Annotated in this window: 24 protein-coding genes and 1 tRNA gene; 11 read left to right on the forward strand and 14 right to left on the reverse strand. The window is 61.7% G+C overall.

Features of this window, described 5'->3' with window-relative positions; all coding sequences use genetic code 11:
• Positions 1-76: 76 nt before the first annotated feature.
• Together FA87_RS16220 and FA87_RS16225 are read left to right on the forward strand one after the other, a co-directional pair.
• Positions 77-313 carry a hypothetical protein gene (locus tag FA87_RS16220; protein WP_156128576.1) on the forward strand — a complete coding sequence of 79 codons (237 nt, stop codon included), beginning with the start codon at positions 77-79 and terminating at the stop codon, positions 311-313.
• A 15-nt stretch (positions 314-328) separates the two neighbouring features.
• Positions 329-733: a hypothetical protein gene (locus FA87_RS16225; protein WP_043695990.1), complete on the forward strand. Its 405-nt coding sequence runs from the start codon at positions 329-331 to the stop codon at positions 731-733.
• Here FA87_RS16225 and xopAX read toward each other — a convergent pair.
• On the reverse strand, positions 730-1,773 hold the full coding sequence (xopAX, locus tag FA87_RS16230; RefSeq protein WP_043695993.1) for a XopAX family type III secretion system effector: 1,044 nt from the start codon (positions 1,771-1,773) through the stop codon (positions 730-732). The genes FA87_RS16225 and xopAX overlap by 4 nt on opposite strands.
• Before the next feature lie 960 nt (positions 1,774-2,733).
• On the opposite strand from xopAX, the gene FA87_RS21380 reads away from it, so the two are divergent.
• The 3 genes from FA87_RS21380 (at position 2,734) to FA87_RS16240 (ending at position 5,613) form a co-directional block, all read left to right on the forward strand.
• Complete coding sequence (locus FA87_RS21380; RefSeq protein WP_081996620.1) at positions 2,734-3,048, forward strand: DUF3761 domain-containing protein; 315 nt, start codon at positions 2,734-2,736, stop codon at positions 3,046-3,048.
• Between the two features lie 364 nt (positions 3,049-3,412).
• On the forward strand, positions 3,413-4,660 hold the full coding sequence (locus FA87_RS20030; protein ID WP_052191400.1) for an HAD hydrolase-like protein: 1,248 nt from the start codon (positions 3,413-3,415) through the stop codon (positions 4,658-4,660).
• A gap of 41 nt (positions 4,661-4,701) precedes the next feature.
• Positions 4,702-5,613 (forward strand): DNA-processing protein DprA, encoded by a 912-nt coding sequence (locus FA87_RS16240; protein WP_239709113.1) that lies wholly within the window; start codon positions 4,702-4,704, stop codon positions 5,611-5,613.
• A gap of 1,081 nt (positions 5,614-6,694) precedes the next feature.
• Here FA87_RS16240 and FA87_RS20830 read toward each other — a convergent pair.
• The 4 genes from FA87_RS20830 to FA87_RS20455 form a co-directional block, all read right to left on the reverse strand.
• Entirely contained in the window at positions 6,695-6,922 is a 228-nt protein-coding gene (locus tag FA87_RS20830) for a hypothetical protein (RefSeq protein ID WP_156128577.1), read from the reverse strand.
• A complete protein-coding gene (locus FA87_RS16250; protein WP_052191401.1) occupies positions 6,922-7,599 on the reverse strand; it encodes a hypothetical protein in 678 nt (225 codons plus the stop codon). Before FA87_RS16250 ends, FA87_RS20830 begins: the two co-directional genes overlap by 1 nt.
• A 97-nt stretch (positions 7,600-7,696) precedes the next feature.
• The gene (locus FA87_RS16255; protein WP_043696002.1) at positions 7,697-8,473 is read right to left on the reverse strand and encodes a hypothetical protein; all 777 of its coding nucleotides are present in this window, start codon (positions 8,471-8,473) and stop codon (positions 7,697-7,699) included.
• Between the two features lie 433 nt (positions 8,474-8,906).
• On the reverse strand, positions 8,907-9,197 hold the full coding sequence (locus tag FA87_RS20455; protein ID WP_197062432.1) for a hypothetical protein: 291 nt from the start codon (positions 9,195-9,197) through the stop codon (positions 8,907-8,909).
• Between the two features lie 53 nt (positions 9,198-9,250).
• Between FA87_RS20455 and FA87_RS16260 the strand changes: the two genes are divergently transcribed.
• Positions 9,251-9,979: an SDR family oxidoreductase gene (locus tag FA87_RS16260; protein WP_043696005.1), complete on the forward strand. Its 729-nt coding sequence runs from the start codon at positions 9,251-9,253 to the stop codon at positions 9,977-9,979.
• Positions 9,980-10,018: 39 nt separating this feature from the next.
• On the forward strand, positions 10,019-10,933 hold the full coding sequence (locus FA87_RS16265) for a LysR family transcriptional regulator (RefSeq protein WP_043696008.1): 915 nt from the start codon (positions 10,019-10,021) through the stop codon (positions 10,931-10,933).
• Between the two features lie 298 nt (positions 10,934-11,231).
• On the opposite strand, the gene FA87_RS16270 is transcribed toward FA87_RS16265, so the two are convergent.
• The 9 genes from FA87_RS16270 to FA87_RS16310 form a co-directional block, all read right to left on the reverse strand.
• Positions 11,232-12,473, reverse strand: coding sequence for a sodium:proton antiporter (locus FA87_RS16270; protein WP_043696011.1), 1,242 nt, complete (start codon positions 12,471-12,473; stop codon positions 11,232-11,234).
• Positions 12,466-13,806, reverse strand: a complete 1,341-nt coding sequence (locus FA87_RS16275) for a DUF2254 domain-containing protein (protein ID WP_052191402.1) — start codon at positions 13,804-13,806, stop codon at positions 12,466-12,468. Before FA87_RS16275 ends, FA87_RS16270 begins: the two co-directional genes overlap by 8 nt.
• Positions 13,807-14,300: 494 nt before the next feature.
• The gene (locus FA87_RS16280) at positions 14,301-15,446 is read right to left on the reverse strand and encodes a hybrid sensor histidine kinase/response regulator (protein WP_052191403.1); all 1,146 of its coding nucleotides are present in this window, start codon (positions 15,444-15,446) and stop codon (positions 14,301-14,303) included.
• Positions 15,443-16,027, reverse strand: coding sequence for a chemotaxis protein CheB (locus tag FA87_RS16285; RefSeq protein WP_043696014.1), 585 nt, complete (start codon positions 16,025-16,027; stop codon positions 15,443-15,445). Before FA87_RS16285 ends, FA87_RS16280 begins: the two co-directional genes overlap by 4 nt.
• Positions 16,027-16,884 (reverse strand): CheR family methyltransferase, encoded by an 858-nt coding sequence (locus tag FA87_RS16290; protein WP_197062434.1) that lies wholly within the window; start codon positions 16,882-16,884, stop codon positions 16,027-16,029. Before FA87_RS16290 ends, FA87_RS16285 begins: the two co-directional genes overlap by 1 nt.
• A complete protein-coding gene (locus FA87_RS16295; protein ID WP_052191404.1) occupies positions 16,857-19,943 on the reverse strand; it encodes a response regulator in 3,087 nt (1,028 codons plus the stop codon). The genes FA87_RS16290 and FA87_RS16295 overlap by 28 nt, the downstream gene beginning before the upstream one ends.
• Positions 19,944-20,360: 417 nt before the next feature.
• Positions 20,361-21,101 carry a hypothetical protein gene (locus FA87_RS16300; protein WP_043696017.1) on the reverse strand — a complete coding sequence of 247 codons (741 nt, stop codon included), beginning with the start codon at positions 21,099-21,101 and terminating at the stop codon, positions 20,361-20,363.
• 456 nt (positions 21,102-21,557) lie between these two features.
• The gene (locus FA87_RS16305; protein WP_052191405.1) at positions 21,558-22,829 is read right to left on the reverse strand and encodes a site-specific integrase; all 1,272 of its coding nucleotides are present in this window, start codon (positions 22,827-22,829) and stop codon (positions 21,558-21,560) included.
• 306 nt (positions 22,830-23,135) lie between these two features.
• Positions 23,136-23,209, reverse strand: a tRNA-Gly gene (locus FA87_RS16310).
• Positions 23,210-23,344: 135 nt separating this feature from the next.
• On the opposite strand from FA87_RS16310, the gene FA87_RS16315 reads away from it, so the two are divergent.
• Genes FA87_RS16315 through trmB form a run of 4 tightly spaced genes read left to right on the forward strand, consistent with a single transcriptional unit; the run spans position 23,345 to position 25,825 of the window.
• Complete coding sequence (locus FA87_RS16315) at positions 23,345-24,058, forward strand: hypothetical protein (protein WP_043696023.1); 714 nt, start codon at positions 23,345-23,347, stop codon at positions 24,056-24,058.
• A gap of 19 nt (positions 24,059-24,077) precedes the next feature.
• Entirely contained in the window at positions 24,078-24,278 is a 201-nt protein-coding gene (gene thiS / locus FA87_RS16320) for a sulfur carrier protein ThiS (RefSeq protein WP_043696026.1), read from the forward strand.
• 27 nt (positions 24,279-24,305) lie between these two features.
• Positions 24,306-25,106, forward strand: coding sequence for a thiazole synthase (locus FA87_RS16325; RefSeq protein ID WP_036110236.1), 801 nt, complete (start codon positions 24,306-24,308; stop codon positions 25,104-25,106).
• Positions 25,107-25,108: 2 nt separating this feature from the next.
• On the forward strand, positions 25,109-25,825 hold the full coding sequence (trmB, locus tag FA87_RS16330; protein ID WP_043696030.1) for a tRNA (guanosine(46)-N7)-methyltransferase TrmB: 717 nt from the start codon (positions 25,109-25,111) through the stop codon (positions 25,823-25,825).
• Positions 25,826-25,845: the final 20 nt, after the last annotated feature.

Below are 25,845 nucleotides of genomic sequence, written 5' to 3' on the forward strand. Positions count from 1 at the left end.
CGGTCGCAAGCCGGGCCGGCAAAGTAATAACCTTCCTTCAGCATGAGATCGTCCGAGTGCGGTGCCCGTGCTCCGGTTGACGCGCACCTCGGTGGTCCGCGACGACAAGTCGGAGCTGGAGACGTCCGAGCTAACGGGCGCCTCCATTGAGGCATTGGGATCGCATATCGATATCTTTTTCGATCAGAGCGAGCCGATCACTCCGACCTCGGAAGAATTTAAGCACCTCTACGCCGAAAACCAGATCGGTGAGCCGTTTCGACTCCTCCTGGGCCAGCTCATCTTTCCGTGCTTAGTCGCAAGAAATTTTTGAAATAAGGAAGCCGCCGTGTGGCTGCACCGCGCAGCGACAGTCTCGACGGAGACCCTGAGTGCATCGATCCTTGAAGACGACCCGAAGTTGGCGCTCAAGCATTTTTGGCCGCTCTACGCCAAGATCTTGACGATGATTATCCGGGCCAACAACGCCGACGAGTCGATGGACGCCCACCCGCTGACCCGCTATTACCACGAGATCACCGAGTCGTCCGTCAGCTCGAACTGGATCTGGTGCTTGACCCTCGCCAGTGCCATCGAGGGCGTGATCGATCTGCTCTCGCCCCGGGACAAACGCCCCCCCGCCTTCTCGGAAACCTGGCAAGGATGCATCTATCAGCGTCACGCTGACCCACGCCATTGGCTTGTGCTCTATGACCAGCGAGAAAGAGGCACCGCCCTGCATCAGCCTATCTAGTCGTCGTCGTCTTCGTCGTCGTCTTCGTCCCCGTCATTGGGGCCGACCAACAACGAGAGCAGCGCTGCAGCGGAATCAGGATCGCGGCCATGGCGTACCCGCGTTTCGAAATAAACGGCGCATAAGGCAGGATGTATTTCCGGTTTAAGATGAAACCACAAAGCATCGTCTTGTTCGATGAAATCTGAGAGGATCGACAGCGTAGATGCGAGTTCGTTCATATCTCCTTCGTCATCGGTGATTCGTCGCCATACCCTTGCTACTTCATCCTGCGAACTTTCGCGCTCTCCCTCCAGGGCGCGTGGGAGGAATTCCAGCACAAAGTAGGCATGAAGCGTCTCCATGTCGTCGATCTCGCTCCGCGCTTCCCGCAAGACCGCGTCTTCCTTGCATAACAAGCGAATGCACACCGCAATGATTTCGTCGTTGCTCATGGCGAGAAAGCATGCGGCCTGCTCTGGCGAGACAATCCGCTGTGGAAATGCCGAGGTGCCCGGAGGTATCTCAGAAACGATGGTTTGAAAGAGCTTTCCGAATTTCTTTGCATCAAAACATGGCACGATCCACCATTCATCGATGCTGCCTTTGGAACGCGCTTCCTGGCATTGCTGCTTCAGCGTGCCAACCAGGGTTGTTTCCTTCGGTTTTCTTCGCGCGTTCTCTTCCGCTTCCCGGTTGGACTTGATCTGTAATCCCAAGTTTCGACGAGCGCCGTCTAGTGTCTCAAAGCCCACTCGAACGTCGACACCGTGGTCGCGGAGGCTTTGTGAACCGTGGACGTCATGACCGTAGCGCTTGTACATGCCCAACATCACGTCAATCTGGTGATGCCATCGGTCCACCAGCCAATCGTGGCTTGCCCTTTCTTCAATGAAGAATTCGGCGGTGTCCTCTGGGGAATAGCGGGTCGCCGAAAGCAGCTCCGCCAACAACTGCGAGGGGTCATAAAAATCGTTGGTGATGCGCATAAAGCCTCGGTTGGCCGATAAGCCGTGCTGGTTGAAACAACAATAGTCGCCCGGGGTAATCACGTACGACATTCTGACGACCTTTCATGGTAATGAGCCCGGCCCTGCCTCATGCTCAGCGTCTCAGTTTCGCTGAACGGAACGTGAGGTTGTATCGAAAGGCGCCAGCAAGCGGATGATGACCCGGGGTCACCGGAGCCAGCCCGTGTCACACCATGCGCGTAGGGCCACCTCACACGACGACATCCTCATGCGCGACCGGTACTGCGATGGGCTTCATCCCGAGGCCGTGCGCTCTTCAGAGCCGCGTTAGTTGTTTTCACATTGCTCAATCGGCGCGCCAAAGTAGCGATGAAGTGGTACATCACCATCCTTCCGAAATTGGCCGGAAAGATATTGCTGTGGACCGGAAGCCGAGTCCAGCCTATCCTAACCACCGTTTAATAACATGCCCATCGACCGCGAAAGGCCTATTGCCATCGAGGCCCTGCGTCGCATCTAGACAACTCACGTAACCACGCCGCAAACGCTGGAAACCCCATAGGCCGGTTCGAGTTCTCCGCCCATTCCCCGCCATACAGTGGTCTCGGCTTGGGAACGCTCTCGGTGGGGAATCCCAGCCGCCGAGATGCCGCAACGGTGTATGCCATTTCTACGGATTCACCCAGTACGTGAGCGACAACATCGGCGACGACGTCGGCGCCAAGCACGTCGTTCGCACCCTGCGGGTGCTCAAGTCGGAATTGAACACCGTTCTCTACGAGGATTTTAAAGCGCGAAAGGTCCGTTTCATCGGTGGTTGCGCTCACGGTTTGCTAGCTGGAGGCACCGCCAAAACCACCGATGCGGAAGTAACTATCAACACGATGGTCCTATGCGCGGGCGGTCACAAATTACCACGTGCACTGCTTGAATCAGGGAGAAGCGGCATGCGACGACGGGGTCCACATTTTTTGCCGAAATTGTGCCTTGGTGGAAGTCAAGCAACAGAGTCGCCATGCCGATGGTGTAGTCGACTTCTCGGAGATTCCCATGTCGTACGTTGTTCGGGGCGCTGGTGCCCTTCTGCTTTGCGTGTCGTCGCTTCTGCAAATATCAGGCTCTGACGCTCAAGCTCGGGCACGGCCGCCTCAACGTACCAACGCGGCCTCGCTAGCCTCCCCTCTGCTGCTTGAGCAGGGCACCTACGTCAATTCCCAGGGCCATACCATCCATCGGCCCGCCAACACCGACAACGGACAGGTCCCCGCTGGCGCTTCGGCACAATCCCGGGACGCCACATTCAGCTTCAGTGCGAGCCGGCGCGGCACGTGCTCACACCACGGCGGCGTCGCGCAATGGCTATGACGGCACGTATTAGATCGCAAGCCACCCAACTGTTTTCTGGTGGACCGTGCAGTGCCATGCGTTGACCCTGCGGTGCATTTCACTGAGCACCACGGATAAGGCTGCGGCGCTACGCTCCGTAAGCACCTGGTTCCAAGGGCCGTCGAGTGACATGCAAGGCGGTGCTCCCGCCCAGCAAGCGTGCGCGCCGAGAGGCGCGACGCGATGGCGGCCTGGCGGGGCGCCGACGACGCCAGACCAGGCCGACATGCACCGGTGCCGTTGCGCAAGGCTCTCCCTCAGGCCAAGGCTGGTCGCACAAGGGTTGGCGAGGGATCCTGGCCGCAGGGAACGGTCGAAACAAACGACGTGAACGGGGACCTAAATGGAATTCGATCTGCTGATTTTTGACCTCGACAACACGCTGCTTCGCACCGACGCCGTCGCCCACTTCCGGGGTGCCGAGTTCGTGGACCAGCAACCCCTCAAGTATCGCGACTCACTTATCACCCATGCACGTGCATCCGTCACGCCCATCTATCCCCAGACCTTTTTCGAGGCGCTCAAGCGCGCCCACCCCCAGCTTCGCATCGGCATCTTAACCCGCGCGCCACGTGCGTATCTCGACGTCTTGCTGACCCTGTTTTACCCGCGCTTTGCGTTTGACGCGACAGTTGCCGCGCGCGAAGTAGCACACCCTAAGCCTGCACCGGACGGCATCAGGGAAATTGCGCGGAGAACTGGCACGACTGACGCATCCCGTGTCGCTGTCATCGGCGACGACAAGGTCGACCTCCAGGCTGCCTATCGTGCGGGAGTCTGGATGGTCTCCGAAGAGTCGGCATGGCCGGTCAAACTCCAGTTTGACCAGTACGCCATGCTCGAACGAATGCCGGATGCCCGAATCAAGGGGCCCGCCGACTTGATGCCGTTCCTGCAGTCGCGCGTCGAACATCTGCCGCTCATGGAGGCGTGGGCGGTCGAAGGCAAAGCGCCGTGTACAGCGAGGCCGCCGCGCATCGAGGCCATCAACCACTTTGATCGCACGTCCGAGAAGCGGGCTCCGGTTCGCATCCAGGTGCTCGGTCGGCGCTTCAGGGACGATGACGACGACAAGCATCGCCGCGCCTGGCATCGTTTGTCGATGGACATCGAGAGCCTTAAGAATGCCGAGACGTTTCCGGATTACTGGATAGGGACGCTTCGGGCGGCATTGACCGAGAAGGCACGGTTTGCGAAGGGCAATCACGCTGTCGTAACCGTTGTCCCGGCGAAGCCAGGGCGCGAGCCGAGGCTTGAGCACTTGCTCGCTCAACTCGCCCAATCTCACCGGGATACGCCCATCCGGGCTCGCGACCGGCAGGTGCTGTCCTTCAAACCAGACGTGTTTGCCTATCTGGACGGCGTTCGCTCGCACCACGGTGAGTATCTCAACGCGGCCGAACGCTTCGCCAATGTCAGGGACCACTTCAAGGTGGTCAACCCCACACTCGTGGCAGGTCGGAGCTTCATCGTGCTCGACGACGTGACCACCAGCGGCGCCACCCTGTTTTATGCGCACCACTATCTGGTAGACAATGGCGCCGCTTCTGTCATCCTCCTCTCGTTTACCAAGGCCGTGTCTGCCCAGTGAGCCCTATCTCGGACCGAACCCTGCGGCTGCTCGAGTGGTCCATGCTCAAGGGCGTTGGCCCTGTTGCCTTGCGCCTTATCGGTGCCAGTCCCGACTTGCTCGATGAAAATATGGCCGACACCGTGCGCCGCGTGACCAGGCTGGCCAAGAGCCTCGACGGGTCGGGCTCATGGGACAAGGCCGTCGGCGCAGCCGCCCGCCAGCGCGATCGGGCCGAAGCCACCGGGACCCGGATCCTCGGCTTCGACGAACCGGACTTCCCGAGGCTCCTCGCCGCATCCAAGGACGCGCCCTACTTCTTGTGGGTACGCGGACGGCTTGCTCCGCATCCAGAGCAATCGGTTGCCATCATCGGAACCCGAAAACCCACGCATCATGGCACCCTAATCGCCGAGCGCATCAGCGAGTTTTTTGTCCGGCACGCCTGGAGCGTGGTCAGCGGACTGGCGCTCGGCTGTGACGCCATTGCCCACCGGGCCGCTCTTGCGGCCGGTGGCCATACCGTTGCTGTGCTGGCTCACGGGCTACAGACGGTTGCACCCGCCTCGCATAAGGGGCTTGCCGAGGAAATCATCGAATCCGGGGGCGCGCTCGTTTCCGAGTTTGCCTTCGGCGTCGAGCCCATTCCGGCACAGTTCGTGCGACGGGACAAGACGCAAGCGGGCCTTGCGCGGGGCGTCGTCATGGTCCAGTCGGACGTGGACGGCGGAAGCCTGCACGCATCGAGAGCCGCCATCAGCTATGGGCGGTGGCTGGCCGTACCGGCCCCTACCGCGCGGGACTTAGCCACGGATGAAACGAGAGTCCGCGCCAACGTCTTCCTCGCCGGGCAGGACAAAGGTGCCCAGCGCAGCTTGCTCCACTGCGCCTACGAGGACCTTCACCTTCTTCGCCCGCTTCACGGCAAAGACGACTATCCGCAACTGCTGGCGCCAGACGCCACCTTGCAGTGAGCGCTTCCAATTCAACGCCCGCCGGCAGCCCAGCCACAGACCGGATTTCGCCTTCGCTGGTCGAAGCTGTCAGAGCGTGCCGTTGATCTGCCGAAGGCCTGACTCGACGAGTCGCACCCATTGATCGACCGAGCCGGAATGCCGACGCTTCGGATCCGTGCTGATGCCGCGCCGATGCTGCTCAGGATGTTTCCGTCGGAGTGCGCGTCGCCCACTGCGTGAACCCTTCGTTTGCGCACCGCTGGTGATCAGCGGGCTTGCCCAGTTCGCCACCGTCTGTACGACAAAACCTCCATCGATGCGCCTCATCCGTGGCCCGTTGCGCAGCCTGACTGCCCAGACGCTATCCGCCACTGCGGCGCGTGGCACACCGAGCGAAGGTCACTTGCTGCGGTCGAGCGCGCGCCCAACGCTGCTTGAAGAGGTCGAGGGCAACTTGACCGCACCTGTTCGACGCAGCGCCTACGAGTCGGACTGCGCGCGTGCGACACCGAAGGCCAACCCGCCCGGCCCACGCATGCTCACGCCATGGTGCGGAAGCGTCAACGTGCGCGCCACGGCAGCGAATGGCTTTGGCGCTCACATTGGCTCACCCCGTAGGGGGCGTGGTTTCCGAAGGAAACTAAGACGCGCACTCCGCTAGCTGAACGTGCCTTCAGCGTTCGCGACGTCGTGCGACCTTGAGCGCCGAAGCGTCACGACCTCACCGACATTTGCACGGCTTCGTCGACTGCCCGTGCTTGGAACATCCATGCGCGTGCGATGCGGCGCACCTCGGGCTGCGGATAGGACGAGCCGATGTGCACTGGAGTGGCGACGCAGGGGAAGGCACGCCGGCCCAGGAACGACAAAGCCACGCAAGCACCTTGGTCGGGCCGCGACTGGACGCACCTCACCCGGCCAGGCAACGGCCGTCGACCTCACCGAAGGCCGAAACCCTTGCCATGCTTCCAGTATCTGGTAAATCCAGAGATGACCTCACACGGAGCCGCCCATGTCGCCCGATCGCCCCTCACCGTTCTCATCTAAGCGCGATTTCATCGAGTTCGCGCTGGTGTCCGCCGTCCTTGGCGCATCGTGGCTACTGATCATCCAAATGGCGATACGCGCCGCCGTCGATCACTGAGGTGTCAGGACTTCGAGGCCAAGCATCATAGGCTTCGAACGCTCCTGCGACGAAGAAGGCCATCGCTGCAATCTTCATCAAAAACGTCCAATGCTCGCGCCGGTGCTCGCTGCGCTCGTGCTTTCGACGGCGCCAGGAATAAATCCATGCCAAGGCAGTAATAAACATGACGAAAATCGGCATCAGCTCGCCCTCCCACCGCGGCCTCGAGCGGGCCGTTGTGCGGCTGCACGAGGATGAGTGGCCGTCGCCGAGACGGGTGCCGGGGCCTGCGAGTGGCCGAACCTGCGCTGAGGGCGCGGCCACGTTTGGATCTTCCCCGCGTCCATCAACGGGACAATCCGTCCCTTGATCGTGCCGGCGCGCACGGCTCTGACCAATGCCTCGTAGGCCTTCTGCCCGTATGCGATGAGCGCTGAGGGCGCCCCAGCTGAGCCCGCCTCCTGACCGTTCGGCGTCGCGAACCGCAGCCGTCCTTCGAAGAACAGCACCGCCGCTGCGTTCCGGTGGCGCCACACGCTCTCGTGAAAAGCGCGCGTGTCGGTACGCGCGAAGATCAGCAAAAGCCCGTTTCCGTGTGCCGCAGCCTTGGCCATCCAGAGGCGACACGCCGCCCCATATGGGGGATTGACCCAATAGAACGCCGTGACGTCCCACGGCCGGCTCAGCCCATCGTGAGCCTTATGCCAATGCGTCTTCGCGGTCGGCCACGGCCGGCGGCGGGGCGAGCAGGGATCGACGTCAGCCAATCGCGGCAAGTCCAGCGCGTCGACCAGGGGCTTGGGGGTGAGCCATTCTTCAGACCCGACGGTCTTGTCGTGCTGAAACGCGGCGGGTTTGGATGCGGATTGACGAGCCATGAGCGACCTCCGTTGTTAGGGAGGTCCACGTTCGCGGGGATCACGCGAGGGGTGAGCAAATGATCCCTGCGCCTTTCCTTGCGGCGTAGGCGCTGACTTACGGGTGACGCTTGGTCGGTGGCCGGGTCACGGACCCCGTGGCTTCGGCGAGCTTCCGCGCTAGGGTCTTCGCCGCACCGTGAGCCACCGCTGCGGTCACCGCCGCCATGCCGTCATCGACGGCGTCTTGCCACGGTTGGCGCATCTCGGGGAGTGTCCACGGCAGCGCCAGCGCCTCGGCCGGGGTCATGAGGGCCAGCTTTCCATTCTTTGCGAACGCCTCCATGAGCTGCGCGGCGGTTACGCCACCCTGTCCCCAGGCGCACAATACGTTGCCTTCGTCGTCCTTCACGAAGCGGTGGGCGCGTGTGAGGGCCTGCAGAAACGCCGCGTAGGTCGGCTGGCCGCGCACCGTGCGCACCGGCTTCTGGCGCACCTCCAAATCGCTCCGGCATTGACGCACGTAGCTCCAGCGAAACCGACCGTGCAGATCAAGATTGGCCGGGTGCCCTTTGCGCAACTCGCCTTGCCAGGTCTTTTTGCCGCGATTGTAGGTCAACCGCAGGTGGCGCTGAAACGAGTGCACGGAGCGGTCAAGATACGCGGCCACCAGATACACGCTGACGTAAGCATCGTCGGGCACGGTGGCGAACAATCGGTCGATGGACGCATGCGACAAAATCTCGCGTTGGCTGGTGCCGGTGGGCACGGCCGACATGGCGGCATTCACCGCAGCGACATCGGCCGCACGCTTGGGGTGTCCGACGGCGGGCACGGCCAACAGATCGGCGATCGCGATTTTGGTCTCATCATCACGGCTTCCTACGCGCGCCATCAGGCTCTCCTGTGCGATGGGTCGTTGTGACTGGCTTGGTTACGACGTCGCCCGTGGGACCTTCGCGAGCGAGCGCCTCGCCGGCTCCGACTGAACGTTAGCACCTCGCGCGGATCGGAAGCACGGCACAGGAACCGTCGGCACGCGACCACGCGGTTTTTCCCGCGAGGGCGGCCATGCCGCATCAATCTTGCGGCGACTCCCTGCACTCGAGCGTTCCGCGCCGGGCTGCCCGAGGCCTTGCGCGGCATGCCCGAGTTCGCGAGCGCGAACCTCATCTCGCGCCGTCGTCCTCAGGGGCCAACGGCTTCGTGTATGAGGCCCACCCCGATCAGTCTCTCGTCAGCGTCCCCGCCGAGGCTAGCCAGTGCGCAACTTCCGCCTCCGGAGCCACTCCCTCGCCAGCGCCGGACCGGCCCACACTCGGAGCCTACTAACCCGAAGGCTGCCTGCGCGCCCATGCTTCCGCGGTGGTGACAGGAATGGCGTGCTCGGCGTTGAACGTCCCGGCCTTGGGCCAAGAGACGCCGCGCCCCTGGGCAAACACTGCAGGATATTTTTTGATGTGATGGGTGGGGTCCTTCTTCAGCTCGTCCGGGAGGCAGGGCACCGTCCACACGTTTTGCTTGAATGGGCGGCCCGGCACGCGTTCCAGGACAAGTGAACGCCGCAGGTCACCTCTGCGCCATAGGAAATTTCGATACCAGGGATCGAGAGTTGCCATTTCAAATCAAGAGCCTTCCAAGCGTAGCCTTGGCGTATCCCAAGGAGAACGCTATGCCACAACAGATCGCTTTAATTACTGGAGCCAACAAAGGTATCGGATTCGAGACAGCGCGGCAGCTTGGAAAGCGCGGCATGCATATCATCGTCGCCGGGCGGGACGCCGCAGCGCTGGACCGTGCATCGATTTCGCTGCATGCGGACGGAGTTCATGCAACACCAGTCGTATTGGATGTTACAGATGGCAAAAGCATCGCGGCGGCAGCCGACCGCGTCACAAACGACTTTGGACTTCTGGATGTTTTGGTAAATAATGCTGGCATTATGCGCGACGCGTTCGATGCGGCGCCTTCAGCCCAACCCCTCACGTTGTGGCGCGAGACGTTTGAAACGAACGTCTTCGGAATGGTCGCGGTGACCCAGGCCTTTCTGCCGCTCCTTAAAAAGAGCAGCGCTGCTCGGATCGTCAATGTGTCAAGCGTCCTCGGGTCATTAACGGAAAGCACAAACGCTTCTTCACCTTTTTACGATTTCAAGATTCCAGCCTATAACGTATCAAAGTCGGCTGTTAATGCATGGACGATTCACTTGGCGCACGAGGTACGCGACACCCCGATCAAGGTGAACGCGGCGCACCCGGGTTTTGTCAAAACCGATTTGCACGGGGTCGACGCGCCCATGAACGCCGTCGAGGGCGCGGAGACTAGCGTACGTCTAGCCACACTTGGCCCGGATGGACCCAGCGGACGCTTTTTCTTCCGTGAAGAAGCACTGCCTTGGTAGGCTAACGCTGCCGGCTGCGGGTCATGCATGATGCGCAGCATGGACATGAAACGCTCCGATCTCTCTTTGCTGATTTCACTGGATACGTTGCTCGATGAGCTGAACGTAACTCGTGCGGCTAAGCGCCTGAATCTCTCGCAACCGACGCTTTCTGGCCAATTGTCTCGGCTGCGCGAGATCTTTGATGATCCGTTGCTTGTGCCAGCGGAGACGGGTCGGGGCATGGTGCCGACTGAACGGGCGCTCGAGCTTCGGCCCCGACTGGCCGAGGCGTTGTCCGGCTTAAGAGCAGCGTTGGCGTCGTCGATCCCCTTTGACCCGCGGAGGTCTCGGCGCACATTCAGCATTTCTGCCAACGACAACTTGTTCACCATTTTGGGTCTCGGGGTGCTTGCCCGCGTAGCGGCTTTTGCCAACCCATCGTTACGTTTGAGCTTTGTCCCTGTGGACGAGGCCGAAACCCTTGCGAAGATGGAGCGGGGAGAGCTGGACATCGCGCTGGGGTTGGCTGGCAAAATGCCCGGCTCGCTGAAATCGCGATCGTTACTACGAGACCGCTTCAAAGTTGCTCAACGTCGAGGCCACTCCCGTGGATCTGCGGCGATGGACTTGGCGACTTATTGCTCCATGGCACACGTCATGGTTTCGCGACGCGGCCACTTTCAAGGAGCGTTGGATGCGGCACTGGAGCAGCACGGCCGCCGGCGGAATGTGACATTGAGCGTCCCAAGCTACAACCATGTGCCGCTTGTGCTGGGCATGACGGATGCAATCGCCACCCTTCCTGGGCGTATGCTGGCTCGATACGAGCATGAGCTAGATTTGTACGATCTTCCACTCGACATGCCATCCTTCGATCTCGTGATGGCTTGGCATCCACGCGCTGAGAGCGATGCAAGTCACATTTGGCTACGTGATATGTTCATCCGAGAAGCTTCTTCCCTTGACGCATAGCTGGCCCTCAGGCTTATATTAGCCAGCCGATGACACGCGTCGACGCGTCGTTTCCGAGGTGCATCTGCGAGTTGCACGTCGGCCTTCCAAACGCCATTGGCGGGAACAATTGTCAGCGCCGTTCGCAAATGGTTGCATCGAAGCCGCACGCGACAACCATCTTGCAAAATAGCCTAAAAAGGTATCTCTGTGACAGACGACACCATGATGCGTGGGCCAGCCGACCCCAAACGCATCGATATGAGCGACCCTTATGAAGCAAGGTTCTGGACGGCTGCGTACATGACATTCACTCGCCTTAAATTCGTCCCTCGCACACGGTTCGCGCCACGCTTCCAACCGTGAGGCCTTGCACCAGAACCGAGAACACCACGACGCCATAGGTGAGGCCAAGCACGGTGTCGCGCGCCGGCCCAGGCGTCAACGAGAATGCAAGTGCCACCGAGATGCCTCCCCGAAGCCCGCCCCAGGTCATCACCCGCCAAGACCGCGCCGGCAACCGGAACAACCCCGAGAGAGCACCCACGGGAATACCCACGGTCAGCAGACGTGCGAGCAAGGTGACCAAGGCGGACGCCGCCATGCCCAAGAGCAGGGCGGACGAAAATTTGATGGCCAACACTTCCATACCGATGAGCACGAACAGCACCGCATTGAGGATTTCATCGAGCAGTTCCCAGAACATGTCGATGTAGCGCCGCGTCGTGTCGGACATTGCCTCAGCGCGTGCACCGTTGCCCACGATGAGGCCCACCACAACCATTGCCAGGGGGCCCGACACATGAAGGTGGGTGGCGAGCGCATACCCACCCATGACCGCCGCCAAGGTGAGGAGCACTTCCACCTGGTATTGGTCGATGCTTTTGAGCAGCCAGAAGGTCGCCCAGCCCAGCAGCACCCCAAAGGCGAGGCCACCGCCTGCTTCTTGCAACAGCAGCATCCCGGCCTCCTGCCCGCTTGGGACGGTGCCGCTGGCGGCAACGCCGACAAGCAGCGAGAAGATGACCACGCCGACGCCATCGTTGAACAGGGACTCGCCGGCGATGACCAGCTCGAGTGACTTGGGCGCGCCGATCGACTTGAGAATGCCCATGACAGAGATGGGATCGGTTGGGGAGATGAGCGCGCCAAACAGCAAGCAGTCAATCAACGGCAAGCTCACACCGACCGTCGGCAGCAACCACCACAACGCCACGCCGACCAGTGCGGTCGACAGGCAGGTGCCCACGATGGCCAGCGCCGCGATTTGCCAGCGGTAAGCTTTCAGCGTGCCCAAGTCGACATGCAGCGCCCCGGCGAACAACAGGAACGAGAGCATGCCTTGCATGAGCACATCGGAAAAATCGATGGAACGCAACAACGACTGTTCGTACGCCTTGAGGCCATGATCGATGCCAAGCGCGTGCAGTCCGACAATGCCTAAAGAAATGATTAGGGCGATGGCCATCACACCGATGGTGGCCGGCAAGCGCAGGAAACGATGGTTTAGGTAGGCCAAAAGCGCCGTGACCACCAGACAAAAGGCCGCCACATCAAGCATCGGTGTTCAATCCAAGGAGGGCAGAAGGAAGATTGGCAGCAGAGGCCCTTGCCGACCGAATGGCCAAAAAGCGGGCCACCCTGCGCTGCAGCTCAGCTAGGTCTTCGGTATTGCCCACGGTTCGCTTCGCATCGGCGGCCACCTGCATGGCATGCCGGCCGAGCACCTCATGACGGTCGATGTCCGGTTCGGTAGCCACGACCACGGTGAACGCGTCGATGAGCTTGATGAGCACAGCCGTGTGTCCCTCCGCGTTCTGACGAATCATGTGGAACATGACGTCGCAGAGGCTTTCGTAGGAGACCGTGGGGACGACGAGTGAGAGGCGCCCATCCGGCGCATGAACCCCGTTGGGCAGCGTTTTTCCAGAAAGCGCGCACAACGCCGCCCCGAGCCGGCCGACGACACTCATGGCCGTGTGCGGGTCGTTGATCCCGGGCGAAAGCGCACGCACCGCCACCTCCACCAGCTGCCGAACGGTTTGCTCAGGGTCTCCGCGACTGCCCCGGGTCGCGCCCAACGCCGTGGCACCCCGAACCGCCTCCGCCGCGCCGTCCACGGGCACCGTCATCAAAGCAATGGGGGCGCCCGGGGCGATGTAGTCCCCGCGACGCACGAGCAAGCGCAACGCCGTGTGGCGCTCCGACGCCCACGCCGCGAGGCCTTCTTCATCCAGCTGCTGCAAGTAGCCCTGTCGGCGGTCGGAAATGACCACCGCGTCGTGCCATACCCCGTCGTCAGGCCGAGGGATTAGGGCATGGTCGACCACCAACCCATCGAACGCATCACGCACATCGTCGCTGACCAGTTTGATGACCGTGTCGACATTGATGCGGCTGGCCATGTGGCCAACGAAATAGACCAGCGTGCCCACGCAGCCAAAGGCCAGCAGCATGCCCACCGACAGCGAAAGGTGTGGCGTGAAGGCGCCTTCCTCCTGCGTGCGGACACTGCGCAAGACCATGAGGGCATAGGCGAAGGTCCCCAAAAACGCGCCGAGCGTGGCTTGATTGCCGCGATCCCGGGTGAAGTTGCGCAGCAGCCTCGGGCCCATTTGGCCAGCGGCCAACGACAGCGCGGCGATCGTGATGGAGAACACGGTGCCCGCCACGCCGATGGTCGACGAGGCAATGGCGCCCAGCAGGGTGCGCGCGCCAGTCCCGCCACCGTTATACAGCCACGAAGACCCTCCGACCGAGACCGGCACCCAACCCCGCCGGTCCACGGCGAGGAGACCCAATGCCAGACCGATGCCCATCAGCACCATGGATGCGGGCACGAGCCAAAACGACTCCCGCAGCTGATCCCACCATTGCCGAATGCGTGCGTTCATGCGCTCCCCTTTGCTGCGACGACTGTAAGCGGGAACGGGGGCATGCGCCAGCCGGGCGCGTTCAAGCCAACGGCCACGTGCTGTCCACACACGATCTGTCAGAGCGTGCACCTTTGCGATGAGCAGCCCTCCGTGGCATGAGCGAGTTGTGACGGTTGACACGTGTCACCCGTGGGCGTTCAACAACACCCTTCTCGAGCTTTGGGCCTGGCGTTGGCTCATGGGCGCCCTCGCCACCATCCTTGGCACCGTAATCACTCTGCGCGTCGTGCGCTTTGCCGGCAGCCATAAAGCACGCGCACGAGGACGGCGGCACAGCCTGTGTAAGATCGCGCATACCTTGAAGCCCCGTCTGCACACTCAAATGAGGTGTTTGCCGCGAGGTCCACCGGCTAGATCCGCCTGATCAGCGTGCAGAGCCCACTCACTGGTCAGACCCGCAACGCCCGTCGGGGTCGGGCGACAAGGCGAAGTTCAGCCACATAGAGTCTGGCTCATAACCCAAAAGCCGTTAGCTTGCTGCCATCGGCGAATCGCGGCAAAACCACGTCGAAGCGCACGCCGGACTCGCTGTTCTCCGCGCGGACCATACCGCCATGGGCCCGCACGAATTGGTCGACGATGTAGAGGCCAAGACCCAACCCATCGCTCGGATTGAACGCCCCTTTGAAAGGCTCAAACAGTCGCGGCAACAGGGCGTCTTCAATGCGTCCTGGATTTTTCACCGACAAATGAAGTAAATCGGCATCGCTTCCGTCCACATGTACGACAATCTCGCCGGCTGCCCCATACTGCAAGGCGTTGCCGAGCAGATTCGAGAGAATCTGGCTGACCCGCACGCCGTCAAACGACCCTTTCAAGTTTCCGCTTGCGCTCAGCGCAATCGTCCGCTCCGGGTGGATGCGGCGCACCTCACCAACAATTTCGCCAGACAGCTCGCCAAGATCGCCTTCTCGGGCGTCGAGCGTCAGGATCGACGAGCGGATGCGCGAAAAATCGAGCAATTGCGCAACCATGCGGCTCATGCGAAACGCACTGGTGCCTACAAACGATGCCGTCCGAGCCAACGCCGTGCCTTCTGCCTCATCAACGAGTCGCTCAGCACACAGCGTAATGGCGGACAGCGGAGTGCGAAGATCATGGGTCAGAACGGCAATCATGGTTTCATTGAGCTGAAGCGAGCGTTCCAGTCGCTCATTGCGCTCCTTCAGTTCCACCCGCTGCTGATGAAGCTGAATAAACACACTTACCTTGCTCAGGATGACTCGGGGCTCAATGGGTTTGTGCAGGAAATCCACCGCGCCCGTCTCATAGCCCTTGAACGAGCGCATCGGGTCGTCCGGAGACGCCGTCAGGAAAATGATAGGCACATCCCGGGTCCGGGACGATCCGCGCATCAGTTCGGCAAGCGTGAACCCATCCATTTCGGGCATCTGCACGTCAAGGAGTGCAAGGGCGATATCGAACTTCAGGAGAAATTCAAGCGCCTCCGCACCCGATTGGGCCTTGAGAATTTCGACGCCGTCCTGCTCGAGGAGCGCTTCCATGGCAGTAAGGTTTTGAGGCACATCGTCGACGATGAGGATGTGCGCCGACGGCATCGGCAGCTCAACGATAGGACGGTCACCGATGACGCTCATGTCGAACTCCCCTTGAGCCGGTCACACATGTCCTGCAAACGAAGCACGGCGTCCGCACCCGCGCGAGCCAGCGCTGATGCAGGCATGACGGAGGCCGCTGCCTCCTCCGGGCACTGGATCCAGGCCTTGCCTCCTGCGCGTCTGACCGCTGCAATGCCATCGCTGCCATCGGCACTTGCCCCGGTAAGCAGGATGGCGAGCAACGCCTCCCCAAACACCGACGCGGCCGATTCGAAAAGGACATCAATCGACGGGCGCGAGAACACCACCGCCTCGTCGAGGGACAAGGCAAGCGCGTTGCGGCTTTCCACCATCAGGTGATAATCCGGCGGTGCGAAGACCACCGTGCCCCCCGTCAGGCGCTGCTTATCCTCGGCCTCCATGACGGGTAAGGCGCAATAGGCGCCAAAGAGGTCGACCAATGCACTCGGACGATCGCGAGGAATATGCTGGACAATCAGCACCGGCGCAGCAAACCCCTGAGGCAGACCCTCAAGCACGACGCGCAAGGCTTGGATACCGCCCGCGGATGCACCGATGACGACGGCGCCCAAGGGTTCAGGAAAGTCGCAGCTAACCATCACGAAGTCACCTTTCGGTAAATGCGCTCGGCCGGGACGAAGGGCTCAAAGACCTCGGCATGGGCACCGAATCGCAGCGACTCCTTGCTGCCCAGCCCAAGAAATCCTTTGCGCACGAGGGAGCCGGAGAATAGTCCCACGGCACGGTCCTGGAGTTCGCGGTTGAAGTAAATGAGCACATTGCGACACGACACAAAGTGGACCTCGGAAAAGACCGAGTCCGTCGCCAGACTGTGATCGGCGAAGACGATGGTCTTTCTGAGCGCTCGGTCGAACATCGCGTTGCCGTAAGCCGAAGTGTAGTAATCCGACAACGAGCCTTTGCCCCCGGCCGCGAGATAGCTGCCACTGAACAGGGCCAAGCGCTCTGCGGGATACGTCCCCTGCTCGGCCTTAGCCAGGGCCTCGGGGTTAATGTCCGTGGCGTAAATGATGGAGCGGTCTAGCAGCCCTTCCTCTGCCAGCAGGATGGCGAGCGACCAGACTTCTTCGCCGTGGCTACATCCCGCGACCCAAATCTTGATCGACGGGTATGTGCCTAACACCGGCATCACGTCCTCCCGCAGCGCACGAAAGTAGGACGGGTCTCGAAACATCTCCGACACTTGCACGGTGAAATACTGCATCGCCTCGGCAAAAAAGGCCGGCTCATGCAAGATGCGGTGCTGTAAGTCGCTCATCTGCGCGCAGCCGAACCGACCCATGGCATGGCGCATGCGCCGTCGTAGCGACGTCATCGCATAACCGCGGAAATCGTAGTGATAGCGCAAGTAGACGGCGTCCAAGAGCAGCCGAAGCTCCAGGTCGAACAACTCTGTTTCGACATCGGTCATCGCCGCGAACACCACACGCGACACAGCGACACCAACTTATCGACATCAATGGGTTTGGCGATGTAATCGTTCGCGCCAGAAGCCAGGCACAGGTCGCGGTCATCTGTCATAGCTTTGGCAGTCAGCGCGATGATGGGCAGGTCCTTCCATCGGGCTTCAGCGCGGATGTGACGCATGGCCGTCATGCCGTCCATCTCGGGCATCATGATGTCCATCAACACCAGGTCCGGCTCGTTCGCTTTCAAATGCTCCAGCGCCTCAACGCCATTACGCGCTATATCGAGCTTAACGCCCAACGGTTCGAGCACACTCGTGAGGGCGAAAATATTGCGAACGTCGTCCTCCGCAAGCAGGAAGGTGCGCCCGTCGAGCATGCTGTCACGCTGGCGTGCTGCTTTGAGCAGGCGCTGCTGATCGGTGGGCAGCGACGCCTCAACGCTGTGCAAGAACAAGGTGACTTCATCGAGCAGCCGCTCGGGCGAACGCGCTCCCTTGATGATGATGCTTTTCGAATACCGTCGGAGCCGCTGCTCCTCGTCGCGGGTCAGAGAACGGCCCGTGTAGACGATGACGGGCGGGAATGCCAACGAGTCACTGCCGGCGAGCTTCTCGAGCAGGTCATACCCGCTCCCATCCGGAAGTGCGAGGTCCGTGACCATGCAATCGAAGGTGGAAGCGCCCAGTTCGCGCAGCGCTGCCGCAATCGTGCCCACGGCCACGATGTCCACTTGATCGCTCGTGAGCAAAAGGGTGAGGTTGTCGCGGAGCTTTTCGTCGTCTTCCACGATAAGGAGTCGACGCATGGCTCGCTGGTGGCGATCTTCCAACTGACCGATGGCATCCATCAGCCGTTCGCGGCTGGCCGGTTTGAGCAAATGCCCGACCGCACCCAGCTCCAGGGACACTTGCCCCCTCTCCAACGCGGAGACCACATGCACCGGGATGTGCCGGGTGGCCGGGTTGCGCTTGAGGCGCTCGAGAACACTCAGGCCCGAAACATCGGGAAGGCCGATATCGAGCAAGATGCCGCTGGGGGTCAACTCAGGGGCAAGGCGCAATGCCTCTTCGGCAGTACCAGCCACCACGCAGTCGAAGTCCATCTCGTGGGCCACATGGATCAGAGCTTCAGCAAATGCTGAGTCGTCCTCCACCGCGAGGATGAGGCGGCCCGGTCGGGTACGCGCTGTGCGGTCGTCGCGCACCAGCGGCGTGTGCATGGGCGCCGGACTGGGCGCCGAGGGGATGACGGGGACAGCCGGAAGCGTTGCAGCCGCTCCTACCGCGGGCGCGCCAACGGCATGCTGAAGCGACTGCGCGATGTCGAGCGTGAAGCAACTGCCTCGGCCGGGCTCGCTCGCCACGGTGATGTCGCCGTCCATACGGCGTGCCAAGTCGCGCGAAATCGAAAGCCCGAGGCCAGTGCCGCCGAACTTGCGACTGGTGCTGCCGTCGGCTTGGCGGAACGCCTCGAAGATGATCTCACTCTGCTCCGCCGAAATGCCAATGCCCGTGTCACAGACCACAAACCGAATGCGCCCTGGCGCGCTACCCTCGATGCGCAGCGATATGCTCCCTACATCGGTAAACTTCAGCGCGTTGGCCAACAGATTCTTCAGGATCTGCAATAGCCGCTGCATGTCGCCAATTAGTTCGGCGGGAACGCCGACGCCCTGGTCGATGATCAGCGCCAGCGACTTTTCTCGGCACAGGGGCTCGAAGGTATCGCGAAGCCGGTCAATCAGCGCCGCTATCGGCACGGGCTCGGCCGCCAGTTCCACATGGCCCGCCTCAATTTTTGACAAGTCCAAGATGTCGTTGATGAGCGCCAACAGGTCGTTGTTCGATGCGTGGATGGCCTGGGCGTATTTGACCTGTTCAGGCGTCAAGCTCCCAGGCTTGTTGTCCGCCAACAGTTTGGCGAGGATAAGCGAACTGTTCAGTGGTGTGCGCAGTTCGTGGGACATGTTGGCGAGGAATTCGGACTTATAACGGCTTGTGGCTTCCAACGACAGGGCGTTTCGGGTCAAGTCACCCTGAGCACGCACGAGCGCCTGTTTTTGCCCCTCAAGTTCATGGGTGCGCTCTTCCAGCTGCACGTTGATTTGCTCAAGTTCCGCCTGCTGGGCTTCAAGACTGGCTTGAGACTGTTGCAAGCTGCGGCTTTGTTCCTCGAGTTCCTCGTTGGACACGCGCAACTCTTCTTGCTGCGTTTGCAACTCCTCGCTTTGCCGCTGGGTCTCTTCGAGCAGTTCGGCCTGACGCTGCCGGAACATCGCGGTGCGCAGCGCGATTCCCACTGTCTCGCTACTTTGGGCCAACAGGACATCGTGAGCGTCGAGGGGATCCTCCGTCTTCAGTCGGCCCAATTCGACCGCGCCCACTGGCACCCCGTCGGCCGTGACGGGCATCAGCATGAGTTCCACCGGTGCGCTGTGGCCCAGCGTCGAGCTAAGCTTAAGGTGGGTGCCCTGTACTCCGCGTAGGCGCCGAACCCGGTTTTGCCCGAGCGTCTCGCCCAGAAGCCCTTGATCCACGGGGATACGTGCGATTTCGGACCCGTCCAGCGCGACGCCACCGGCCAGCATCAAGTGGTTGCCCTCGAGGCGATATAAGGCACCCACGACGGCGCCCACGCGCTCGGCCAAGGCACGCACTGCGTTGACCGCCACGGTCTCCGGCGTTTGTTCGCCGCGCATCGCTTCCGCTAGCACCGCTTGCCCTTCCTGGAGCCACAACAAACGTTCCGCAGAACGGCGCGTGCAGAGGGCTTGCCAAACCACGATCGCCATCGCCCAGAACGACACCACCCCAATCGCGCGATTGATGACCGCATAGCCTCCGCTCATGCCTTGGGGCGAGAGCTTCCAGCCAAGAGCCACGAATGCGGTTGCTGCGATGGCGGTAAACAAGGGCAAGGTGGGCCGCGGCTGGAAAAGCGTCAGGCCCACACAGACAAAATACAGGCACCAAATGGCAACGCCGAGCGGCGTCACCGAATCAATAGCAAGTGTCACCAGGAGCAGCAGGGCCACGGTGCCGGACACAGCACTGGCGCGGGCGCGGGCGCGAAGGTTGGGCGTCATGGGGGTTCACAGAGCGAGGCAAGCGCGAATTTAACCTAAATCCCACATGAAGGCAGCAAGCGCCCTGTGCCTCGCTTTTCCAGACAGATTTGCACCCAATCCGGGCTTTGCTGCACTGCAGCGGGCCGCGCGCCGTGAGCGGCCGAGTGCTTGCTTGGAGTTATCGTCGTTCAAACTACTCTCTTATTGGGATGCGATGATGAAAGACGGCACTCGACGCGCGAACCTTCTGGCAGTGCTCCAGGAGATGGAGGCGAGTGGTCAGGCCGGCCTGCGCAGCCAAGCCAGGGCGCTCGGCGAAGGATACGTTTTCGCCAGTATCAGAATTCGTTCTACCCGTCCCCACGCCACGATGCCTCTCCCTATCGATGTTGGCGGCCATGATGGCTCGGCCACATATGTCCATGTGAGCCGCCCTTAGAAGGTCGGCTCCTTCGCCTTCCGGAATTCTTCGAAGGAGGCAATGGTCTCCGCTGTCGGCACTTGCATATCGCTCAGCGCCCTCAGTCCATCGGCCAACTCCCTTCGGCTCATGGTGTCTGCAATCATTGGGCCTTGGGTCAGCTCGTAGTTGAGCGAACCCGTGTGCCGGTCCATCATCGGATGCGAGCGTATGAACGACTTGGCGTTCCCAGGTTCCTGGTGCTTTGCTAATTGAATCCGGACCCATTCGAGGAGATGAAACGGGATGTGGCTGCGAAGCAAGTCATCACGCAGTTGTTGGACCAGGGCTGGTTCGTCACGCACCCGAACGAGCTGCCGCGCGACCATGGTTCTTCCATAATCCCAGGACGGCTTTGCCTGCAAGTGATCAATCTTGAAGGCAAGCCCGCCGTTATCAACAAGCTTGATGACCAACTTCGCGCGTTCCCGCCACGAGCGCATCAGCTCATAGGCTGCGAATATCCACATCTCAGTCTGCGCCACCAGGAAAACCGATAGTCCAGGGTCTCTAGGAGACTCGTCATCGAGCCGACTGCGCAGGAAGTTCATCTCCAGCACCATGATGAACTTGTCGACGGCTGCGAGATTGAAGGACTGGCTCGACATGGCCATGTCCTCGCGTAACAACGCGAGGCTGCTTAGCCCGGTCACCAGCTCATGGGGCTCGATGTCCTCGTGGGAGCGGGGAAGCTCTTCTTCGAATTCATCATCCATATCGGTCTTTAGTCTCCCGTCCCCAGACGTGGAAGCCCTGAGGTTTGTGAGGCATTACATGTAATCCAGTCGACTGACCGATCCACTGATACACAGGAGAACTCCTTGCCAAGGAGTCAACTTTTGATACATGTAATAAGCCTGCCGCCTAACCAAGCAATCTGACGAGGAAAAACATGCAATCATCGACGCCCACAAAAACTGCATCCTCCACGACCGTCGACAAAATCGTCATCACTGTCGCTGCTTTCCTATCGGGAGTAGCGATCACCTTTTGCTACCTAATGTCTACGATCCGCCCTTGGCGCTAGACCCATCCGAAATCGTGGCAAAAGCCGAGCACGACGATCAAGACCAAGCCAAGTAAGATCACAGCCCTGAGCCAATCCGGCTCCTCCATTTTTTTCACGACGAAGTAGCCAATCGCTAGACAAATGACTAGCAGAAAAAGACCCATCACAGACTCCTTTCGGCAATGAAAGACGTTAACGTCACCAGTGGAATAAACTTCGCGACGGCTTCAGCGCGTTCTATGAGCGTAGGCTCGTCGATGTAGTAGCGCGTCAGCACGTCGCCTTCACGCATGTGCCCAGTGATGCGCGCGATGACATCTTTGGACACCTTCGCGGCCACCAAGCGCGTGGCAAGCGTGTGGCGAAACGCATGCATGCCCATGCCTTCCTCGGTGATGCCGCGCTTCTTGATGTAGGCGCCGAACTGCTTGCTCATCTGACGCCCGAAGCCGAGACCGTCATTGTTGGGCAAATCGGGAAAAAGTCGCATTTGGCCTTTCGCTTTCAACCCTTCGACGAAGGCGAGAAACCCGCAGTCGAGCACCGGTTGCGCCAGTGGCACAAATCGACGAGACCCTGCATTTTTCAGCTTTTGGCCGGGGAAACGTTTATTGATGTGGAAGCCCGGGACGCCTTGAACGACCTCGATATCCGCGACATACAGTTGGCTGAGTTCGGTGACCCGCGCGCCCGAATACAACGCGAGAATGGGCACCCAGTAGCGGTGTGCGCTGCCCTTTGACCACGCAGAAAACGCGTTCGGCTCAAAAACGGCGTTCAGTTCGTCTTGCGTGAACGGCCGCCCGGTGTCGTCCTGCGTGACATCCTTCTTTTGCCGAACCAGCCCATGCAAGGGATTGTCCGCGATGAGCTTGTTGCGCCTGGCCCAATTGATGAAGGTGCTCAGGCGCTGCCGGTGTTTCTCCAGGGTCGCGGCCGCCGGCGGCGGCTCGCCCATCGCTTTGGCCTTCGCAATCGTCTCGCGAATGCCTAGCCCGGCGAACTCTTGCCGTTTCGTCGCATGCCGCGGCCAGTGCACCACGGCATCGAAGAAAGTGCGGCAGTGGTCGGCATTCAACTCAGACACCACCTTGTTCCCCACGATGCCGCGAAACAGCGTCAGGGTATGGCGGCTCTCCATGAGGGTCTTCTTATCGCGCCCACCGCGCTCGAGGTCCGCTAGATGCACTTCCATCTGATGTCCAAAGAAGTCGTCGCGATGGTGCATCTTGCGTTCAACGCTTGAGGTTGCGCGGACCGTCTGCGCTGGGCTGGATGGCGTCGCGGCCGACATCAGGTCACGGAACTGCCGCTCGTCCTCAGGCGTGTCGATGCGCACGTTGGTCAGATGCGTGCCGTTTGGAAGCCGAACCTCACCAATGGTGAGCTGGACGGCGTTCTCCGCGTCTTTGAGCAGCTTGTAGATGTCGACCACGCCCCCTCCCTGTCGCATCTTCCTGAATGCATTGGAGAGTGCCACATCCAAAAGGGCTGCGGCGAGCCGAGCGCCTTCCCCGGGAGCCTGCCGAAGTGGGCGCACCAGGAAGCGGGAGCCCACGCGGTCACGCAAGTCCGTCGGCACGCGGAAGCGCACGTAGAGGCCAGCGGGTCGATGGAGGAGAAGTGGCTTTGGCACGGAAAACGATACCTAAAACGATACCTCGGGAGGGCGTTTCAGGTTCGCTGCGTCGGCCGAAAAAGACGTTGCAGAAAAAGCACTTAGCTTCGATAAGAACTAAGCTGGAGCGGGTGAAGGGAATCGAACCCTCGTCAGTAGCTTGGGAAGCTACAGCTCTACCATTGAGCTACACCCGCATCGGCCCCGGATGGTAATACGAGATCGCCCACCGGCGAAAGGTGGCGGCTGGCTGAACGCACCGGCCGTCCACCGCGCGGCGGGTCAGTCGCAGGCGCATAATCTTGCCGGGGCATCCCTACGAGGGCCGGAACATGCGTCGTGCGCTTTCGCTTTCCATCTTTACCGGGCTCGCGCTATGCGCAACCGGCGCTACGCTGGCGCAGTCGCGCACGGTATCCACGGCCAATATGCCGAAGCCGGGAGTCAGCTATATCGCCGGCCCCTCGACCCCGGTCCGCAAGGAAACCGTGAGTACTGGCACCCTGCCCCAGCCGGCACGGCTGTACGCGGGCGGTCAGGGCGGCACGGGCGCCTCGTCCAGGCAGGACGGGTATGACAGCGGCAACTACCCCCCGGACAACGGCAGCTATAACAACGGCGGTTACTACGGCGGCGGTTACGGTGGCGGTTACGGCAACGGTTATGGCTACGGCTACGGCCGGGATGACGGCTATGGCCACGGTCGCGGCGGCCGGGACCACGATCACGATCACGATCATGGCCAGCCCGGCAACGGCGGTCGCGACCGCGACCACGACCGACGCCCACCAGGAAACTCGACCACCGTCGCCCAGTCGCCCGGCTCGGCCCATGCCGGCGCCACAGGCCCGGCCATGAACCTCGCCCCGGACCGCAACGGCCCGCGCGGTCCACGCGACAGCGGCAACAACCGCGGCGAGAACGGCTGGAACGATGGCTTCGGCAGCCGCACCCCCACGCAACCCCGCTCTGGCGTGACCAACCGCGTGACCCAGCCCGGCATCGGCACACCGGTCCGCGGCGGCAATGGGTGGAACGGCCGCTGAGCCCCGTTACAATGGGCGGATGCAGATCACTCTAAACGGCGACGCGCGCGATTGCGCGCCCGGCACCTCGGTTCTTGCGCTGCTCGACGCTGCCGGTTACGGCGGCAAGCGCGTGGCGGTCGAGGTCAACCTCGAGATCGTGCCGCGCAGCGCGCACGCGACGCATGTGCTCGCCCAGGGCGACCGCGTCGAGATCGTCCATGCCATCGGTGGCGGCTGAGCCGCACCCCTCCAGGAAATCGCCCGCATGAACCACTTCTCCCCTGCCGCCGATGACGTCCTCACCGTCGCGGGTCGCACGTTTCACTCGCGGCTGCTCACGGGCACCGGCAAGTACAAGGATTTCGACGAGACGCGTCGCGCCACCGAGGCCGCCGGCGCGCAGATCGTCACCCTCGCCATTCGCCGGGTGAACATCGGCCAGGACGCGAGCCAGCCCAACCTGCTCGACGCGCTGCCGCCGGATCGTTTCACCCTGCTGCCGAATACGGCGGGTTGCTACACGGCCGACGATGCCGTGCGCACCTGTCGCCTCGCGCGCGAGCTGCTCGACGGCCACAACCTCGTGAAGCTCGAAGTCCTCGGCGACGAGCGCACGCTCTACCCGGATGTGGTGCAGACGCTGGTCGCCGCCGAGAAGCTCGTGGCCGATGGCTTCGACGTCATGGTCTACACGTCGGACGACCCGATCCTGGCGCGCCGTCTCGAAGAGATCGGCTGCGCCGCGATCATGCCGCTGGCCGCGCCGATCGGCTCGGGTCTGGGCATCCAGAATCGCTACAACCTGCTCGAGATCGTCGAGAACGCAAAGGTCCCGGTGATCGTCGATGCCGGCGTCGGCACCGCGTCCGATGCCGCCATCGCGATGGAGCTCGGCTGCGATGGCGTGCTGATGAACACCGCGATCGCCGGCGCGAAAGATCCGGTCCTGATGGCGCATGCGATGAAGCTCGCGGTCGAAGCGGGCCGCGCGGCGTTCCGCGCCGGTCGTATTCCGCGCAAGCGCTTCGCCTCGGCCTCGAGCCCGGTCGACGGACTGGTGGGCTGAGCATGATCACCGATGACGACAACAACGCCGGCGACGCGCCGTTCCACCGCCGCATCCGCAGCTTCGTGCTGCGGGAAGGCCGGATGACGCCCGCGCAGCAACGCGCGTTCGACAATCACTGGTCTCGCTTCGGCCTCGATTACCACGGCACCGGGCGCGACCTCGACGCCACCTTCGGCCATCGCGCACCGCGCGTGCTGGAGATCGGTTTCGGCAACGGTGAAGCACTGGCCTGGGCCAGCGAGCACGATCAGGCGCGCGATTACATCGGCGTCGAAGTGCATAGCCCGGGTGTCGGCCGCCTGATGAACGCGCTGGCCGCACGCGATGCGCGGAACGTTCGCCTCTACAAGCACGACGCCGTCGAAGTACTGGAAAACGAGATCTCCCCGGGCAGCCTGTCCGAAGTACGCATCTGGTTCCCCGATCCGTGGCACAAGAAGCGCCATAACAAGCGTCGTATCGTGCAGCCGGCGTTCGTCGAATTGCTGGCGTCGCGCATGGCGCTGGGTGGCTTGCTGCATCTGGCCACCGACTGGGAAGCCTACGCCGAGCACATGCGCGAGACGATGGAAGCCGCCGCGGGCTGGCGTAACCGCGTCGGTCCTGGCGAGTCGGCGGAGCGTCCCGCGTGGCGCATCGAGACCCATTTCGAACGCCGCGGCACGCGTCTTGGCCACGGTGTCTGGGATTACCTGTACGAATGGCAGGGTCGATAACGACAATCCGTTGACCGCGG

Origin of the sequence: Luteibacter sp. 9133 (assembly GCF_000800155.1) — a bacterium.
GTDB lineage: Bacteria > Pseudomonadota > Gammaproteobacteria > Xanthomonadales > Rhodanobacteraceae > Luteibacter > Luteibacter mycovicinus.